This window comes from Rouxiella sp. S1S-2 (genome assembly GCF_009208105.1).
GTDB lineage: Bacteria > Pseudomonadota > Gammaproteobacteria > Enterobacterales > Enterobacteriaceae > Rouxiella.
This window is the reverse complement of record NZ_WFKL01000001.1, coordinates 2,992,864-3,009,701: the sequence shown is the minus strand read 5'-3', so window position 1 is coordinate 3,009,701 and position 16,838 is coordinate 2,992,864. Positions and strand designations below refer to the sequence as shown.

Here is a 16,838-nt window from a genome sequence, read left to right as displayed (position 1 = left end):
TTTGAACCTGATGCAAGAAAGTCTCCAACTGGTGCTGGATTCAGCACCCTTTTTATTAAAAGGGACCCTGTTTACCCTCGAGCTTAGTCTCGGGGGGATGGTTTTCGGACTGTTACTGGGCTTCCTGCTGGCGCTGATGCGCCTTTCGCATTTCTGGCCACTGTCGTGGTTCTCGCGCTTTTACGTGTCTATCTTTCGCGGCACGCCACTTATTGCCCAGCTGTTTATGATTTACTACGGCCTGCCGCAGTTCGGCATAGAGCTGGACCCCATTCCTTCCGCGATGATTGGCCTGTCGCTAAACACCGCCGCCTATACCTCTGAAACGCTGCGCGCCGCTATCTCGTCGATTGACAAAGGGCAGTGGGAGGCCGCTGCCAGTATCGGCATGAATTCATGGCAAACGCTGCGCCGCGTTGTGCTCCCACAGGCCGCTCGCACCGCGCTGCCGCCGCTGGGTAACAGCTTTATCGGATTGGTAAAAGATACCTCACTGGCCGCCACTATTCAGGTGCCCGAACTGTTCCGCCAGGCGCAGTTAGTGACCTCGCGTACGCTGGAGGTGTTCACCATGTATCTGGCCGCCTCGGTCATTTATTGGGTGCTGGCCACTCTATTGTCTTATTTGCAAAATCGGTTGGAAGACCGCGTTAACCGTCAGGATCAGGAGCCATCATGAGTACCATCGACGTGAAAAAGCTGGTCAAAAAATTTCATGGTCAAACGGTGCTGCACGGTATCGACCTGCAGGTGAATGCCGGTGAAGTGGTGGCGATTATCGGGCCGAGCGGATCGGGTAAGACCACGCTGCTGCGAAGCATTAATCTGTTGGAAATTCCGGACGCTGGCACCATCACCGTGGGCGATATTGAAATTGATGCCAGCGTGCCAATAGGCAAACAGAAAGAGAAGGTGCGAAAGCTGCGTCAGCAGGTGGGGTTTGTGTTCCAGAACTTTAACCTGTTTCCGCACCGTTCTGTGCTGGAGAACATCATAGAAGGTCCAGTGATTGTTAAAGGTGAATCGCGCGCCAAGGCTGAGGCCTATGCGCGGCAGCTTTTGGCCAAGGTTGGGCTAGTGGGCAAAGAGAGCGCCTATCCGCGTCGCCTGTCAGGCGGCCAGCAGCAGCGCGTCGCCATAGCCCGCGCGCTCGCCATGAATCCTGAAGTGATACTGTTTGACGAACCGACTTCTGCGCTGGACCCTGAGCTGGTGGGTGAGGTGTTAAACACTATCAAAGCGCTGGCTTTGGAGCACCGCACCATGGTTATCGTCACCCACGAAATGAGCTTTGCCCGCGACGTAGCCGACCGCGCGATATTCATGGACCAAGGTAAAATAGTTGAACAGGGACCGGCGAAAGACTTGTTCTCCAATCCGCAGCATGACCGCACCAAACAGTTCCTCGAGAAATTTTTGCAGCACTAAGTGGGGATTTAACCGTTACTTTCACTGCGATAGGTGAGGGTAATGGGTTCCCTGAACTGGCTTTTTACAATTATTTATCGCTAACCCGTTGCGTATGAGATAGCCCCCAGTGCGCCGATTAATATACACATCAGAATTACGTTCATACCGTAATTAAGACTAAATTTGACCAAACGAAAAAGGGCGGAGAAATATCCTCCACCCTTAACGTCATCTCTGCAATTTTATCGGTGCACGCCCGCAGTTACACTTTTTCCTAACTCGAGTCCCTGAGGGAGGTTGATGAGGATTTCAGTTTTGTCATTACTCACGCTCTTCACTTCGCAGTTTTGCCAGCAGTAGAAACGTCCCTTAAGTTTAAGCAAGACATTTTTATGGGCTGGATCCTGCGTCGGGTCGATCACCGTAATAGCGGTATCGCGGCTCACCTTCAGTTTCGCCAGCAGCAGCAGCGGCATGGGCGTTTTCACTTCCAGATCGCTGGTCAGCTTGATCCATTCGTCTTTGACCTCAAAGACGGCGGCCATCCCAAGATTGTGTCGGGTATCCAAAACGGCGTGTAACCAACTTTCACGGCGGACTTTAAGTTCATCGACTCGCTTATCTGACTCTCCGTAGGTTCCGATATCGTGGAAGTTTGAAGCAGGGTGGACGTAATATAAATAACGTCCTGCTGTACCTTTACCGTGCTTCAACCACAGGCTAAACACTTCTTTGGTCATCGTATTCGCCGAACCCGCGGTGTTGAGATTACGCCAACTGCCGGACTGTGCCTTGGATTGCACGGTAATGCTTTGCGATTGCGTATCCGGGAAGATATATTCGATACCGTTATGCTGTACCCAGACAATCTCACCCGAGGTCAAGGTTTGACCCTCATTAAGATAATGTTCAACGGTGCTGTTCTTAAGACGGTACATAATGCTGCCTTGACGCAATGCCTGCTCGACGCTGGTAATCACCTCCGCCTTTGAATTCTGGGAATTTATATTTGACCCCATATTCATATTGGCATCCTCAAAGTGGAAATAGCTTTTGCGCGCCCCTTTGATGTTGAGTCGGTCGAGCTCCATGGTGGCGAGCCCGCGGATGCCGTCGGTAAGGCCGCCCACAAAGTGATGGCTTCCGTAGGCTGTCCTTCCCCAATTATTTAACGGCAGCGCAAGAGTGTCCTGTTCGGCGGTTGTACCCGGCAGGCGTTTCCAGTTCCATACTGGTTGAATGTCACGGTAGTCATTGCCGGTGCGGGTAATTAGCTGGCTGCCTGCGCCAAGGAAATAGCTTTGCAACCCTTCGCCGTTGCCACTTTCAGAGGTGGTAGTGCGTTTCGAAACCATGCGTAGCGACGATGAATAGGCGCTACCAAAGTGCGCCATATTATCGGTAGTCCAGAAATAGCGATTGCCGCGATAGTGCTTATTATCAGACTCGTCACCGGTTTTACCACGATGCAGTAATTCCAGCAGCATCTCTTTGCGCGGGCTATTGGGGTTCATTGCAAGGAAGTGTGTGCTGAATTTGTTTACCAGCCCGTTAAAACTGCCACTTGAGCGACTATGGCCACGGCCGGTGACGTGAAAATCGGTGATACCCGCATAGCCAGACCAGCCGATGCCCTCAACTAGCCAGCGTTCGAGCAGGTCCATATTTTGCTGTGGAACGTCATAATCAGTACCCTGAACGCTATATTGCGCCGAGATGATCCCGTCCATAAATACTTGTCCGTAGCCCGCAGTATAAATTTGCGAAACCAGTTTACCGTTGACCAGAGCACAGTGAGAGGTAAATGACATATCGGCGCGAAGTCCCTCACAGCCCTTCACATCTTTACCGGCAAGAACCACGGCAAGGCCCGCAAGCGAGCTAGTGCTTTCACGAAGATAACCATCGAATTTCTTCAGATCGGCGTCGGAGGCTACGCCACCGTTGAGCGCAAGCGTGGACCACATCTGCTGGATGGAGGCGTAGTCAACAGTATTGGCCCCGAAGTTATATTCTCCATTGGCAACGTTAGCGACCCGCAGATAAGGTAAGACAGTGTTAATCATCTGGTCAGGGGTAATGTCGGGATAGATTAACAGCGCCACTCGCGCAACGCTGCGTGGATCGCCAATCGAAGAGAACCACCAGTTATCATATTTATATTTTTTAGCGATAATAAACAGCATACCGCGCACCGCTGCCGACTGCACATCTTTTATAAACGTACAGTCGGCAGTTAATGATTGGCAATTTTTACGATTCTCGTGAGCGTAAGATGCGAGTTCCAGCACTCTCAGCAGGTGCTGGCTGGCAATCTTGTTATCGGCCAGCGGCTTTTTATTATCCGGATACGTGATATCGCTGAATGAGCCATTCTTTTCAAGTCCAAGCCATTTCTTGACGTTAGCCAGGTTATTCTTGGCCATAGCGTTTTGGGTCAGGCGGTCGAGAATAAGTTTGTGTTGTTGATACTCGGAATTTTCGATTCGATAAGTGAAATTAAGCGGCAGATCGTTGGGAACCCAGACCTCATTCAGATATCCACTGTATATAGGAATATTAGTATCTCCCTTTCTTTGTCCTGCCCGCGTGGTGAGAGACTGCGCATTAATTGCAGTGGCAAGCGCGTGTGGCCAAATGTATTGGTCAGCGTTATTGGCATCAATTTTAAGGCGGATGGACTCTAGGGGATTATTAAAACCTTTGTCACGAATTTCAAACACTAACGTGGAACCCGGTTGCAGATTACCTTTAGAGATAATACTGCCTGCGCGAGTACGCGATCGTTCAACGCCGGTGCGAGTGCGCGAACGTTCATCGTGGGAGCGAGTGCGCGAACGTTCACCGTGGGGGCGAGTACGCGAACGTTCAGCATCGTCGCGATTACGCGAGCGGTCACCGCGGGAGTGAATACGCAAACGTTCAGCATTAGAGCGAATGCGCGAACGTTCAATTGCGGAGCGAGTGTGCGATCGTTCAACGCTAAAAGGAGTGATCTCAATATTATTCTGCGGTGATAAATGCGCCGTTCCAATATCATTCGCATGAGTCAGTGAAACTGGGAGAACAATTAGCAAAGGCAAAGCGAATGAGCGATATTTACGAAAACAAAAGGGGGACATATAGGTCTCTATCTATCATTTGTATGGATGATAGATGGTATTGTTTATATATAGATTTATTATTTAAAATGTTCTTATTTTAAATTAATTAACATTATTGGCGTTTAACTTTAATTTTACTCATCAAGTTTTTTCTTAATTTAGTGTTTAAAAATCTTAATGACGCTCAGTAATGCAGGCATTCATCTATGACGCGAGGCAGGCGATTTATACGTCGCTGGAGTAGACGTAGTTATGTAAATTCATGATGACAACCCGCCGAGTTCTGTGCAGGATGAGACTTTTCTATTATAGGGAATATCCATGAGTGCAAAAACGGCATCGTTAGAAGGCCGTATCCGCCAACAGTGGGATCAACTCTCATTGCACGAGCAGCGGCTAGCCGATGTGTTGTTAGCAGCTCCAGGGCAGTTAGCGATGAATACCGCGACCGAACTGGCACAAAGTGCCGGCGTCTCTAAAGCTACTGCTACACGCTTTTTCCGTCACCTCGGCTATGAGAACTACGACGCCGCGCGTCGTCAGGCGCGTGAAATGCAAAATAGCGGTTCGCCGCTTTACCTACAGTCCGCACCCAGTTCCTCTCCGCTCGCCAGTCTGATGCAGAGCCATCTTGAGAAAGAGGTGTCCAATCTGGTGAACACTTATCGTTCGCTGGAGAGTGCACAGCTGGAGTCATGCGTTGATGCCATCGCCACGTCGCGGCGCGTGGTCGTAATGGGGTGGCGCCACAGTCAGACTATTGCCCTGCTTATTTACCGTGACTTGGTGCATATTCATTCGGACGTCCGCCTTCTGCCGCGCGCCGGCGATTCGCTGGCAGAGCATTTAGCCACGCTCGGCCCGCAGGATGTTGTTATTTGCGTGGGGCTGCGTCGCCGTATGCCTGCGCTTGAGGCGGCAATGGCGGCACTCGACGAGTTGAACGTGCCAATGCTCTACATCGCCGATGTACTAGCCGGAAAGCCCGCCAAGCATGCGCGCTGGGTGCTGCGTTGCCAAACAGACGGCAGCCTGATTTTTGACAGCACCGTCGCACTGTCGGGCGTATGTAATCTGCTCTGTTCTCTAGTGGCGCGCAGCATGGGTAAAGCCAGTAATGATCGCCTGGCAACCGTTGAATCCCTGCATCAGAGTCTCGATGAACTCGAGTGACGCACCTCGTTGGTGCGCAGCAGGCGTTTTTCTCCCCTTTTAAGTGCAGGGTTCGCCTTTGGCGTTCACTCTGCACGCCTTTTTGTGAAACTAAAGAAACTAAAATATAAAAACAAGAAACGTTAATTTCTTGTTGATTCTCTGAGAAAAAAGAGTTGCTCGCCGCTTTTCGCTGACTTAGGCCTGACAAACTGGCATGGAAACTGCTCTGTCTGTTATGACATTTCACCAACACCAGGGAACCAACATAATGAAAAAAATAGCACTGCTGGCAGTCACTTTACTCACTCTAACTGCCGCTATGGCCGCACAGGCCGACACACTTTCAGACATCAAGAGCAGTGGCAAAATCACCGTCGGTATAGACCCTACTTTCCCGCCGTATGAGTTCACCAACGACAGCGGCGAGATAACCGGTTACAGCGTGGCAATCATGCAGTCGTTTGCCAAAGACCTTGGTGTGAAACTGGAATTTCAGAAAACCGCTTTCAGCGGGATCCTGCCCGGCCTGATTTCTGGTTCGTTCAATGCCGAAGGGTCATCGTTGAACGTGACCGCCGAGCGGGCGAAGAAAGTGCTCTTCACCACGCCGTTCAGTAAAACGGTCAACGGCGTACTGGTTCGTGAAAGTGACGTGAGCAAATTCAGCGGTAAAAAATTGACCCCTGAAGATCTCTCCGGCCTGAGCGGCGCGGTAAAAAGCGCCAGTTTGCCGGAGCAGTTACTGAAAGGTTTTAACGTCACTCTGAGCAAAGAAGGCAAGAAACCGATCACTATTATCAGCGTCGATACGCTCGACCAAACTGTGAGTACCCTCATGACTCACCGCGCCGATTTTGTGTTTGACGACATTTCGGCTCTCGCACCGGTAGTGAAGAAATTCCCCAACAAAGTGGCGCAGGTTGGCGAAGTCGGGCCTTCCCAGTGGATGGCGTGGGCAACGCGTAAAGACGACCTGAGCTTAAATAAAGCCATCAGCGACCACATTCTGGCGATGCAGAAAGACGGTGAACTTTCTGCGCTGCAAAAACAGTATCTCGGCACCACTTTCACCGTGCCTGCAAGCGATTTCATTCCTCAGGAGTAACTATGTGTCAATCAACACTGACAGTGCCTGCCGGTCACGGCAAAACCTTTCAGGTCAGTAAAGGGCAATTTATCACGGTCATTGATAGCGAAGGGCAGCAGGCCGCCGATTTCGTGGCAGTTTACGCCGATAATCTTGATGAAAAACTCTCGCCGGTGCATACGCGTCAACATCTTCGCTCAATCTTCTTCAAGCCAGGAGACGTGCTTTGGTCGAGTGAAAATCGCCCCATGCTGCGTGTAGTGACCGATACCAACGGCGTGCACGATGCCAACGTGCCGGCCTGCGATCGGACTCGCTTCAGCATCGATTTCGGGGTCGAAGGCCATCGAAACTGTGTAGATAACCTGCTTGAAGGCATGAAGGCGCACGGTGTGACTTACTTCAGCCTTCCAGAGCCGTTCAACCTGTTCCAAAACGGGCCGGTTACTGCCGATGGCCGTATGGAAGTGACTGATCCGAGCAGCAAGGCAGGAGACTACATTGTGTTTGAAGCGCTGTGTGACCTGATTTGCGCAGTCTCGTCCTGCCCGCAGGATATTATTCCCGGCAACGGTTTGCAGGTCACGCCGATTGAAGTCCAGGTGAGCAATAGCTATCTCGCGGAGGTGTCTCATGTTGTTAATGCGTGATCAATGGGCCGAAAGTGAGGTACGACCGGTGGCTGCACCGGTCAATATTAATGCCGGCGAAGTCGGCTCTATTCGCGTGCTGCGTGGCCAACTGTTGCGCATTACCGCAGTGGGGGAAGGCGCAGTAGCCTCACTGTTCGGTTTTAGCATGGCCGACCCGGCGGTTTGGCTGTCTGTGCATCACACTCGCGTATTCAGCAACAGCTATTTGCTGGGCTCAGGTATGCGGTTGGTAAATAACCGTCGTCGCCCGATGATGGTGCTTGGCAAAGACAGCGTGAAACGCCATGACCTGCTGCTGCCTGCCTCGACCACGGCCTGGCTCAAGGCGCGCGGCTATCACGATGAAGAAGGGTGTATTGACGCCGTGAGCCGTGAACTTGCTCGCCTCGGCATTGAGGTGCCGAAACTGCCGGATCCTATCAACCTGTTTATGCACGTTCGCTTAACACGCGAGGGTGAAATCTTGCCGGAAATCAACCGTACTCAGGTGGGGGACAGCATTACCTGCCGCGTGGTGGTGGATACGCAGTTCATCGTTGCGGCCTGTAGCACCGGTATTGAGGGCAATGATAAACCGGCTCCGCTGCGGATTACGGTGGCGGAAAATCTGTCGGCTTTTAGCGAGGAATAACGCATGTTTGGGCTGGATCAACAGGTGCTGGCAGCACTGCCAGAATTAGGGCATGGACTCTTGGTGACGCTGAGTCTCACCGTGCAGGCCGCGCTGCTCAGCCTTGTGATGGGGCAGCTTGGCTGTTTCCTCCAGCTTCGTCGTGCGTGGTTTTGGCGCGCCCTTGGGCGACTTTATGTCAGCTTGATGCGCGGTACCCCGGCAATTGTGCAGCTGTTTGTGGTGTTTTTTACCCTGCCACGTCTTGCCCTCGGTGGACATCCGATGCTGGCGGCGGTGCTGGCCATAGGGTGTAACAGCGGGGCTTATGTGGCAGAAATTCTGCGGGTTAATCAGAGCCTGGTCACGCGTGGACAGCGTGAGGCGGCGCGCACGCTGGGGCTAAACCGTTTATTGACGTGGTGGTACGTGATCAATCCGCAGGTGATGCGTGCAAGCCTGCCGATGCTGGTCAATGAGTTTACTATCTTGCTTAAGACCACACCCCTGGCCTCGGTGGTTGCCCTTACCGAACTGACCTATGCAGGGCAAATCGTGATTGCCCGCACCTACGAGGCGACGCAGGTGCTGCTGCTGGTGTCGGCAGGATATCTGCTGATTGCACTGCCGCTGATTGGCTTGGCGCGTCATCTTCAGGCGAAACGGAGGACGGCCTAATGGATTGGCATGCGGTTATCGACTCACTGCCTTCGCTGGGCGTTGGCATGATTTCTACGCTGAAGCTTTGTGCATTGGCTGCGTTCTGCTCGCTGCTGTGGGGCACGATAATGGCAATAGCATTTAAACGCGCCCCGCGTTTTTTGCGACGGTTGTTGCATCTCTACACCAGTTTGACGCTGGCGTTGCCGCTGCTGGTGGTTATCTATCTGCTCTATTTCGTTTTACCCGAGTACAACATCACCTTTACCTCACCGCAGGTAGGTGTGCTGGCGTTAACACTTTATTACGCGCCCTATATTGCCCAGGTTATTGGCTCTGCCGTTGAAACGTTGCCGCCAGGGCAGTGGGAAGCCTGCCGCGTATTAGGGCTGAGTTGGCGCGAACAGCTGCGCGATGTGGTGTTACCACAAACGCTGCCGCAGATGCTGTCGCCGCTGGCGGGACTGATGATTGGGCTTATCAAGGATTCAGCGCTGCTGTCGATTGTCTCGGTACAGGAGTTTATGTATGCCGCGAAGCAGGCGATTTCTACGACTTATGCGCCGCTGGAGATTTATTTGACAGTCGCGCTTTGTTACTGGCTGCTGACCAGCGTTATTGACTGGCTGGCACGCTATTTTGAACAACGCATGACGCGCTATCGTCGCGGTATGCAACACTAATCAGGAGAGAAAATATGTCGGCTGAATTTGAGCATCGTGACATTCAGTTAATTGCGGCGCGCCACGGTAAAGCTGTGCGTCTGGCCAAGGGTGAAGCGGTGCAGGTGGTTAATTTGCACGGCACGCAGGTGGTGGACTGTTGGGCCTATAACGCCAGTGATGTCAGTGAATATATGTGCATGGAAGCCACGCGGGTGTGGAATCAGCGGCTTAACCCGCAGGTTGGCGACAGCTTTATTACCAGCCAGCGTCATCCGATTTTGACGCTGGTGGCAGACACTTCTCCGGGGGTGCACGACACCTTCATGGCCGCGTGCGATGCGCGTCGCTATGAGCTGCTGGGTTGCACCGAACCACACCGTAACTGCCACGACAATTTGTTTGAAGGGATGGCAGCGTTGGGTGTAACACTGCCGCACGGTAACCTGGCATCATTTAATATTTTTATGAACATTCAGGTTCAGCCGGATGGGCGCACGTTGAAGACGTTACCAACGGTGACGCGTCCGGGTGACTACATCATATTGCAGGCGGAGATGGACTGCTATGTGGCGTTTTCAGCCTGCCCGCAGGATATTGTCCCCATTCAGGGGCAGGGGGATAATACCCCGCGTGATGCCGAGTTGCGCATCCTGACGGCGGGATTTCCATCAATAAAACGTCAGGGGCCGTGGGTGCCTGAGTCAGCTCGCTAGAGATAAAAGCCAAACGGCGCTGGACCCCATTACCCGCGCCGCAGGTTACGTTTCGCGTTGATAGCGTTCGGACTGCACTTTCCTTTATCGTTCCTGCGCTCGGGCATTGCCAGAATTCGCGTTTTGTTACTTTTGAACGCCTGTTCAACGATGCTGGTTACCGTATATAATTCAATTTATGAAAATTATCCGCGTTGTTATGCTGTTATGGTTATCACTTATGCTGCCTGTTTCTGGGCTGGCAAGCAGTGGTTTGACCGGTCAGTGTCCCATGCAGGATGACGCTATGTCCCTGAGTGCCAGCGGTGCTGAGTGTGGCGACATGGCTATGCACGATATGAACAGCAAGAACGCGGTGCAAAAAGCGCCGTGCAATATGGACGCTCAGTGCCACTTTGGGGGTCTATACCATCCCGTTTCTGCCCCTGAAACACATTCTAGCCCCGAACTTTCTTATTTAACCCCCCTTTATTCTGATTCGCCTCAGGTCGGCTCTACCGACAACAACTGGCGCCCTCCCAGAGTCGTTTGACTAAACGCTGAATTAATCCGTACTTGCGTGCTTACGCAGTTAACAGTCTTTAGCCAGAATGTGCCTGTGGCCTAAAGAGCGGGATTATTGCGGCCGTGTTGAGTCAAAACGATGGAGCCTGCGACAGTTCCTTCTGAAAATTAGCCGTTGCCGTTTGGCAGGCTAAGACTCAATTTCGACGCGCCTTTCTCCGCTCGCCTTAGCCACATGCATCGTCTCTCAGGAGTCGACCATGTCTTTATATTTTAAAACGCGCCCTTTATCGCCGCGTTTAGTTCCGATTGTTGTAATGAGTTTCTTCGCTTCAGGTTCTGCCTGGGCCAGCGACATTTCATTTAATACTGCACTACAGGCCGCCATGAATCACTCATCAGCGTTGATTGCCGATCGTTCACTGATGAGCGCCAGCCAGGCTGAAACTGTGATGGCCGGGCAACTTCCCGACCCAGTATTAAAAGCCGGTATCGATAATCTTCCTGCCGATGGAGGTCATCCTTTAAGCGTCAGCGATGATGACATGACCATGCAACGCATGGGTATTGAGCAGGAGTGGGTGTCAGGAGAAAAGCGCAGCCTCGCCACTGCTGCGGGTGAGCGCAAGGTCGACAGCGCCCATTCCAGCTATCTCAGTAATCTTGCCGCTTTACGTATCCAAACCGCCTCGGCCTGGCTTTCGGCCTACTATGCGCGACTCACGTTGGAAAGTTATAACCAGTTGATTAGCCAAATGGACAGTGAGATAGCGGCCACCCGTGCCTCTTATCGCGGTGCCAATGCAACGTCCAATGACGTGGTTGAGGTGCAGTCTCAACTGACGCAGCAAAAAATTATCCGCTTGCAGGCGCAGCAGCGTTATCAGGCCGCACTCATTGCGCTTTCTCGCTGGACCGGTGTGGATGCCGACGGTGTGCAGGGTAGCTTACCGCCGTTACAAAGCAGCGTCGCCAGCTTGAGTCTGCAACAGCTTACTGTTCGACAGCCCGAACTGATTGCCGCCTCGGCAGATATTTCGCTGGCCGATGCCAATACCGCCGTGGCCAGCAGTGACCGTTCACCCAATTGGACCTGGGAAGTGGATTATCAAAACCGCAGTGCCCCGAAAACGAATATGATCTCGGTGGGAGTGAGTATTCCGCTGCCGGTCTACAGCAGCAATAAACAGGACCGCGCCGTTGAGGCGAATGCGGCATTAGGGACGCGCGCCCGTGAGTTATTTCTCGACAAGCAGCGACAAATCCAGGCCAACATCGCCGATCTCTCCTCGCAGTTAACGTTAGGTCAACAGCGTATTGCGCTGTTACAGCACGGACTTTTGCCACTGGAAACGCAAAAAGTGCAGTTGGCCGAAGCCGATTATCGCGCGGGTAATGGCGCACTCAGCAAGGTATTTGCCGCCCGGCGAGAAAAAATAGAGGCCACCCTCTCTCTGCTTGCACTACAGCAGGAGGTGGCTTTGTCGTGGGCGCAGCTGGAATACCAAGTTCTTCCGCCCGCTCTGATGGCCACCTCAGGAGTGCCAGCAGATGCAAAATAAATCGGTGATTTTCACGCTTTCGAGCGTCGCCTGCGCGATGATTTTGGTGGCGGGAGGCTATTTCGCCGGGCGCTACGTCGTCTCGGCGCAGCCATCAGTGCCGCAGGTGGCGGATACGGCATCGTTGCCCTCAGCCGGACAGAAAGTGCTTTATTGGCATGATCCGATGGTGCCACAGCAGCATTTTGATAAATCCGGTAAATCCCCCTTTATGGATATGCCGTTGGTGCCGGTATATGCCCAGGACAATCAACGTCCGGGACTGGCGATTGACCCCGCGATGCAGCAGGACCTGGGCATTCGCTTTGCCACCGTGCGCCAAACAGAAGTGCAAACCCGCCTTGAGGTGATCGGGACTACGCAGTTTGATGAATCGCTGGCCGAGGTGATTCAAACGCGGGCGACCGGCTATATCACCCGCCTTTACGCCAATGCGCCGCAGCAGCGGGTGCATCGTGGTGATCCGATTGCCTCGTTGTTTGTACCCGAATGGCTACCGGCGCAGGAGGAATATCTGGCGTTGAAGCGCGGCGGCCTCGACACGGCAATACTCAATGATTCCAAGGCTAAAATGCGCGCTCTGTCGATTCCCGCCGAGCTTATCACCGCGCTAGCTAAAACCGGTAAGGTGCAGAATAACCTGTTGATTTCGGCCCCGCGTGACGGCGTTGTCAGAGAGTTGAACGTGCGCGATGGCGCGATGGTGGCACCCGGACAAACGCTGGCCAAGGTAAACGGGTTGGGCAAGCTGTGGTTGGTGATTGACATTCCGGAGGCACTGGCAACTCAGGTGCAGGTTGGCATGCAGGTTGTCGCCACGCCCGCCAATCAGCCAAACAGAACCGTGCACGGCGAAATTCAGCAAATCTTGCCGCAAATTAACGGCAGCAGCAGGACGCTACAGGCGCGGCTCATTATCGACAATGCCAACGATGAGTGGGTGCCGGGCATGCTAATGCGGGTACAGCTCACGAAATCTGCGGGCAAGTTGGGCCTGTTGGTGCCTTCCGAAGCCATTATTTCGACCGGTAAACGTACGGTCGTGATTGTGAGAAATGACGACGGTCGTCTGCAACCTGCCCATGTCACGTTGGGGCGCGAAGTGGGGGACGACACTGAGGTTGAGAGCGGCCTGCACGCCGGGGAACAGGTCGTGGCCTCAGGGCAATTCTTGATCGACTCCGAAGCGAGCCTAAAGTCAGTTATGCCCCGCATCGACGGTGCCGAAGCGGCGGTAAACGATACCCCGACGCAAGGTTCGGTCAGTGCTGTAGGCCAACACCCCGGCGTGGATAACACTGCGCGCATTAAAACCTATCAATCTACCGGCGTCATCGAACAGGTCACGCCCGACAGCATCACGCTTTCGCATGAGGCGGTACCGGCTCTGCAATGGCCCGCGATGACCATGATGTATAAAAAACCTGCTTCGGCCGAGTTTGAGGCATTCAAACAAGGTGACAAGGTGAATTTCAGCTTCATCGCGGACGGTGACGGGTGGCAACTGACCCGCATGACAGCTGTGGGCGGGCCGAAACCATGATTGCACGTATTATTCGCGCCTCAATCAATAACCGTTTACTGGTGGTCATCGGCACACTTTTTCTGCTGGCGTGGGGTATTTATTCCCTGAGGCAAACGCCGCTCGATGCGCTGCCGGATTTATCCGACACTCAGGTGATTATCAAAGCCTCATGGCCGGGTAAAGCCCCGCAGGTTATGGAGGATCAGGTCACGTACCCTTTAACCACCACGCTACTTGGCGTGCCCGGTGCGAAAACAATCCGCGCCTGGTCATCCTTTGGCGATGCCTTCATTTATGTGCTATTTGACGACAAAACTGACCAGTATTGGGCGCGCTCCCGCGTGCTTGAGTCTCTCAATCAGGTACAAAGCCGCCTGCCGAAAGGTGCAACGCTGTCGCTTGGGCCTGATGCCACTGGCGTAGGCTGGGTTTATGAATATGCGCTGGTAGACAAAACCGGTCAGCATGACTTAGGTCAGCTGCGCGCCTTAAATGACTGGTTCCTGAAGTTTGAGCTTAAAACGGTGCCCAATGTCTCGGAAGTGGCGTCTCTGGGGGGGATGGTGCGGCAATATCAGGTGGTGCTGGATCCCGATAAAATGCGCGCCTTTGGTATCACGCAAAGCGACATCACCACCGCGTTAGGCAAGTCGAATCAGGAGACTGGCGGCTCGGTGTTGGAAATGGGCGAAGCGGACTACATCGTTAAAACCAATGGCTATCTGCACACGCCGGAGGATTTTCGTCAGGTGGTAGTGCGCAGCGACGTCAACGGAACGCCGGTGTTGTTGGGCGATGTCGCGCGTATTCAAATTGGCCCTGAAATCCGTCGCGGTATCGCCGAACTTAACGGTCAGGGCGAAGTGGCCGGTGGGGTGATTATTATGCGATCCGGCAAAAATGCGCGGGCGACAATCAATGGCGTTAAGGACAAGCTGGCCGAGCTTAAAAAGTCACTGCCGCCCGGCGTGGAGGTGGTGACCACTTATGACCGTTCAAAGCTTATCGATCGCGCGGTCGATAACCTGACCGACAAACTGATTGAGGAGTTTATTTCGGTCGGGGTTATTTGTGCGCTGTTTCTTTTTCATTTCCGCAGTGCGCTGGTGGCCATTCTTGCGCTGCCGGTCGGCGTGTTGGCGGCTTTTATTGCCATGCATTATCAGGGCGTTAATGCCAACCTGATGTCGCTCGGCGGCATCGCGATTGCCATTGGTGTCATGGTTGATGCTGCCATTGTGATGGTCGAAAACACCCATAAACACCTTGAAAGGCATGAGGGCAAAGTGCTTACCGGCCAACAGCGGTGGGAGGTGATTGCCGACTCGGCGGTTGAGGTAGGGCCTGCGCTGTTCTTCTCGTTGCTAATCATCACGCTGTCGTTTATTCCGGTGTTTTCACTCGAGGGGCAGGAGGGCAAGCTGTTTAGCCCGCTGGCGCTCACCAAAACCTACACGCTGGCGGCGGCGGCGCTGCTTTCCATTACCTTGGTGCCGGTATTGATGGGCTGGCTTATCCGTGGACGTATTCCTCATGAAAACGCTAATCCGCTTAACCGGTTTTTAATTCGTATTTACCGGCCGGTGCTGGAGCAAGCGTTGAACCATCCGTGGGCCACGCTGTTGCTTGCCCTGGTACTGCTCGGGCTGACCGCTGTGCCGCTCTCGCAACTGGGCGGGGAGTTTATGCCGCCGTTGGATGAAGGTGATTTGCTGTATATGCCGACCGCACTGCCAGGTCTGTCGGCGGAAAAAGCCGCTCAGCTGCTGCAGGTTACCGACAGGCTTATTAAAACGGTGCCGGAAGTTGACACGGTGTTTGGCAAAGCGGGGAGAGCAGACAGCGCCACCGATCCCGCGCCGCTGGAGATGTTTGAAACCATGATCCAGTTCAAGCCGCGTACCCAGTGGCGACAGGGAATGACGCCTCAAAAACTGGTGGCCGAGTTGGACCGGATTGTGCAGGTTCCCGGCCTGTCAAACGTGTGGGTACCGCCCATCCGCAACCGTCTGGATATGCTCTCAACCGGTATCAAAACGCCAGTGGGTATCCGTATCTCTGGCCCGAGTTTGGCGCAAATCGACACGATCGCCGATCAGGTTGCCGCCGCCGTACGTCCGGTGAGTGGCGTGACGTCGGCGTTTGCCGAGCGGCTGAACGGCGGGCGATATATCGACGTCGCTATCGACAGAGTGAGGGCGGCGCGCTACGGCTTAGCGGTGGGTGACATCGAGGACGTGATTGCCTCTGCCATTGGCGGTGAAAACGTCGGTGAGGTGCTAAATGGCCGCACGCGTTTCCCAATCAATGTGCGTTATCCACGGGAAGTGCGCGATTCAGTCGAGAAACTGCGTCAATTGCCGATGGTGCTGGCCAGCGGGGCGCAAATTCAGCTGGGCGATGTCGCTAGGCTGAGTGTTACCGACGGACCCACGATGATCCGCAGCGAGGATGCTCGTCTGGCGGGCTACGTTTATGTTGACCTGCGCAACACAGACCTGCAAACCGCGGTCCGCAATATGCAGGCGGCGGTAGGGAAAGCGGTGGCGCTACCGGCGGGATATTCGCTCTCCTGGTCGGGGCAGTTCGAGTATTTGCAACGCGCTGAATCCACCTTAAAAACGGTCATTCCCGCCACGCTGGCAATTATCTTGGTGCTGCTGTTCCTGACCTTCAACTCAATTTCAGAAGCCTTGCTGCTGATGCTGACCATTCCCTTCGCGCTGATTGGCGGATTCTGGCTGATTTGGGTCCTCGGGCACGCTATTTCAGTCGCCACCGCCGTTGGATTTATCTCGCTGGCGGGCGTTTCAGCCGAATTTGGCGTGGTGATGCTGATGTATCTGAAAGAAGCGCTGAACAAACGACTGCAGGCCGGAGAAACGCTGAGTCATGCGCTGCTGCTGGCGGCAATCCGCGAAGGTGCGGTGCAGCGTGTTCGTCCAAAAGCCATGACCGTTGCGGTGATATTGGCCGGTCTGCTGCCCATCATGCTGGGCCACGGAACCGGCTCAGAGGTGATGCAGCGCATTGCCGCGCCGATGGTCGGCGGCATGATAACGGCGCCGCTGCTGTCGATGTTAGTTATCCCCGTTGCCTGGCTGCTGGTGCAGCGTCGGGCACTGCGTCGTCAATCTCTTCAACCCTTAACGCCCGCTTCGGGCACTCAACCCTCCGATAAGGAATGACC

General features: G+C 53.8%; 14 protein-coding genes. 13 read left to right on the top strand and 1 reads right to left on the bottom strand.

Annotation, left to right across the window (positions count from 1 at the left end; translation table 11 throughout):
- The first annotated feature begins 10 nt into the window (after positions 1 to 10).
- Positions 11 to 679, top strand: coding sequence for a cystine ABC transporter permease (tcyL, locus tag GA565_RS13890; RefSeq protein ID WP_152198950.1), 669 nt, complete (start codon positions 11 to 13; stop codon positions 677 to 679).
- Positions 676 to 1,428, top strand: coding sequence for an L-cystine ABC transporter ATP-binding protein TcyN (gene tcyN, locus GA565_RS13885; protein WP_152198949.1), 753 nt, complete (start codon positions 676 to 678; stop codon positions 1,426 to 1,428). Before tcyL ends, tcyN begins: the two co-directional genes overlap by 4 nt.
- A 224-nt stretch (positions 1,429 to 1,652) precedes the next feature.
- Here the strand turns inward: tcyN and GA565_RS13880 are convergent, their stop codons facing one another.
- Positions 1,653 to 4,532 carry a polysaccharide lyase family 8 super-sandwich domain-containing protein gene (locus tag GA565_RS13880; protein ID WP_152198948.1) on the bottom strand — a complete coding sequence of 960 codons (2,880 nt, stop codon included), beginning with the start codon at positions 4,530 to 4,532 and terminating at the stop codon, positions 1,653 to 1,655.
- A gap of 303 nt (positions 4,533 to 4,835) precedes the next feature.
- On the opposite strand from GA565_RS13880, the gene GA565_RS13875 reads away from it, so the two are divergent.
- The 11 genes from GA565_RS13875 to GA565_RS13825 all read left to right on the top strand — a co-directional run bounded on the left by GA565_RS13875 (position 4,836) and on the right by GA565_RS13825 (position 16,836).
- Positions 4,836 to 5,687, top strand: coding sequence for a MurR/RpiR family transcriptional regulator (locus GA565_RS13875; protein WP_152198947.1), 852 nt, complete (start codon positions 4,836 to 4,838; stop codon positions 5,685 to 5,687).
- 250 nt (positions 5,688 to 5,937) lie between these two features.
- Positions 5,938 to 6,774 carry a transporter substrate-binding domain-containing protein gene (locus GA565_RS13870; protein ID WP_152198946.1) on the top strand — a complete coding sequence of 279 codons (837 nt, stop codon included), beginning with the start codon at positions 5,938 to 5,940 and terminating at the stop codon, positions 6,772 to 6,774.
- Positions 6,775 to 6,776: 2 nt separating this feature from the next.
- Positions 6,777 to 7,406, top strand: a complete 630-nt coding sequence (locus GA565_RS13865; protein WP_152198945.1) for a DUF1989 domain-containing protein — start codon at positions 6,777 to 6,779, stop codon at positions 7,404 to 7,406.
- Positions 7,390 to 8,040, top strand: coding sequence for an urea carboxylase-associated family protein (locus GA565_RS13860; RefSeq protein WP_152198944.1), 651 nt, complete (start codon positions 7,390 to 7,392; stop codon positions 8,038 to 8,040). The genes GA565_RS13865 and GA565_RS13860 overlap by 17 nt, the downstream gene beginning before the upstream one ends.
- Before the next feature lie 3 nt (positions 8,041 to 8,043).
- Positions 8,044 to 8,697 (top strand): amino acid ABC transporter permease, encoded by a 654-nt coding sequence (locus GA565_RS13855; RefSeq protein ID WP_152198943.1) that lies wholly within the window; start codon positions 8,044 to 8,046, stop codon positions 8,695 to 8,697.
- A complete protein-coding gene (locus GA565_RS13850) occupies positions 8,697 to 9,362 on the top strand; it encodes an amino acid ABC transporter permease (RefSeq protein WP_152198942.1) in 666 nt (221 codons plus the stop codon). Before GA565_RS13855 ends, GA565_RS13850 begins: the two co-directional genes overlap by 1 nt.
- A 14-nt stretch (positions 9,363 to 9,376) precedes the next feature.
- Positions 9,377 to 10,057 (top strand): DUF1989 domain-containing protein, encoded by a 681-nt coding sequence (locus GA565_RS13845; protein ID WP_152198941.1) that lies wholly within the window; start codon positions 9,377 to 9,379, stop codon positions 10,055 to 10,057.
- A gap of 220 nt (positions 10,058 to 10,277) precedes the next feature.
- Positions 10,278 to 10,589, top strand: coding sequence for a hypothetical protein (locus tag GA565_RS13840; RefSeq protein ID WP_152198940.1), 312 nt, complete (start codon positions 10,278 to 10,280; stop codon positions 10,587 to 10,589).
- Between the two features lie 232 nt (positions 10,590 to 10,821).
- Positions 10,822 to 12,123 (top strand): TolC family protein, encoded by a 1,302-nt coding sequence (locus GA565_RS13835; protein WP_152198939.1) that lies wholly within the window; start codon positions 10,822 to 10,824, stop codon positions 12,121 to 12,123.
- Positions 12,113 to 13,666, top strand: coding sequence for an efflux RND transporter periplasmic adaptor subunit (locus GA565_RS13830; protein WP_152198938.1), 1,554 nt, complete (start codon positions 12,113 to 12,115; stop codon positions 13,664 to 13,666). Before GA565_RS13835 ends, GA565_RS13830 begins: the two co-directional genes overlap by 11 nt.
- Positions 13,663 to 16,836 carry an efflux RND transporter permease subunit gene (locus tag GA565_RS13825; protein ID WP_152198937.1) on the top strand — a complete coding sequence of 1,058 codons (3,174 nt, stop codon included), beginning with the start codon at positions 13,663 to 13,665 and terminating at the stop codon, positions 16,834 to 16,836. The genes GA565_RS13830 and GA565_RS13825 overlap by 4 nt, the downstream gene beginning before the upstream one ends.
- Positions 16,837 to 16,838: the final 2 nt, after the last annotated feature.

Bases quoted from the DNA above. Each gene is read 5' to 3' on its own strand.
- tcyL (WP_152198950.1), top strand. From the start codon at position 11: ATGCAAGAAAGTCTCCAACTGGTGCTGGATTCAGCACCCTTTTTATTA.
- GA565_RS13875 (WP_152198947.1), top strand. From the start codon at position 4,836: ATGAGTGCAAAAACGGCATCGTTAGAAGGCCGTATCCGCCAACAGTGG.
- GA565_RS13870 (WP_152198946.1), top strand. From the start codon at position 5,938: ATGAAAAAAATAGCACTGCTGGCAGTCACTTTACTCACTCTAACTGCC.
- GA565_RS13865 (WP_152198945.1), top strand. From the start codon at position 6,777: ATGTGTCAATCAACACTGACAGTGCCTGCCGGTCACGGCAAAACCTTT.
- GA565_RS13825 (WP_152198937.1), top strand. From the start codon at position 13,663: ATGATTGCACGTATTATTCGCGCCTCAATCAATAACCGTTTACTGGTG.
- GA565_RS13860 (WP_152198944.1), top strand. From the start codon at position 7,390: ATGTTGTTAATGCGTGATCAATGGGCCGAAAGTGAGGTACGACCGGTG.
- tcyN (WP_152198949.1), top strand. From the start codon at position 676: ATGAGTACCATCGACGTGAAAAAGCTGGTCAAAAAATTTCATGGTCAA.
- GA565_RS13830 (WP_152198938.1), top strand. From the start codon at position 12,113: ATGCAAAATAAATCGGTGATTTTCACGCTTTCGAGCGTCGCCTGCGCG.
- GA565_RS13845 (WP_152198941.1), top strand. From the start codon at position 9,377: ATGTCGGCTGAATTTGAGCATCGTGACATTCAGTTAATTGCGGCGCGC.
- GA565_RS13835 (WP_152198939.1), top strand. From the start codon at position 10,822: ATGTCTTTATATTTTAAAACGCGCCCTTTATCGCCGCGTTTAGTTCCG.
- GA565_RS13880 (WP_152198948.1), bottom strand. From the start codon at position 4,532: ATGTCCCCCTTTTGTTTTCGTAAATATCGCTCATTCGCTTTGCCTTTG.
- GA565_RS13840 (WP_152198940.1), top strand. From the start codon at position 10,278: ATGCTGCCTGTTTCTGGGCTGGCAAGCAGTGGTTTGACCGGTCAGTGT.
- GA565_RS13850 (WP_152198942.1), top strand. From the start codon at position 8,697: ATGGATTGGCATGCGGTTATCGACTCACTGCCTTCGCTGGGCGTTGGC.
- GA565_RS13855 (WP_152198943.1), top strand. From the start codon at position 8,044: ATGTTTGGGCTGGATCAACAGGTGCTGGCAGCACTGCCAGAATTAGGG.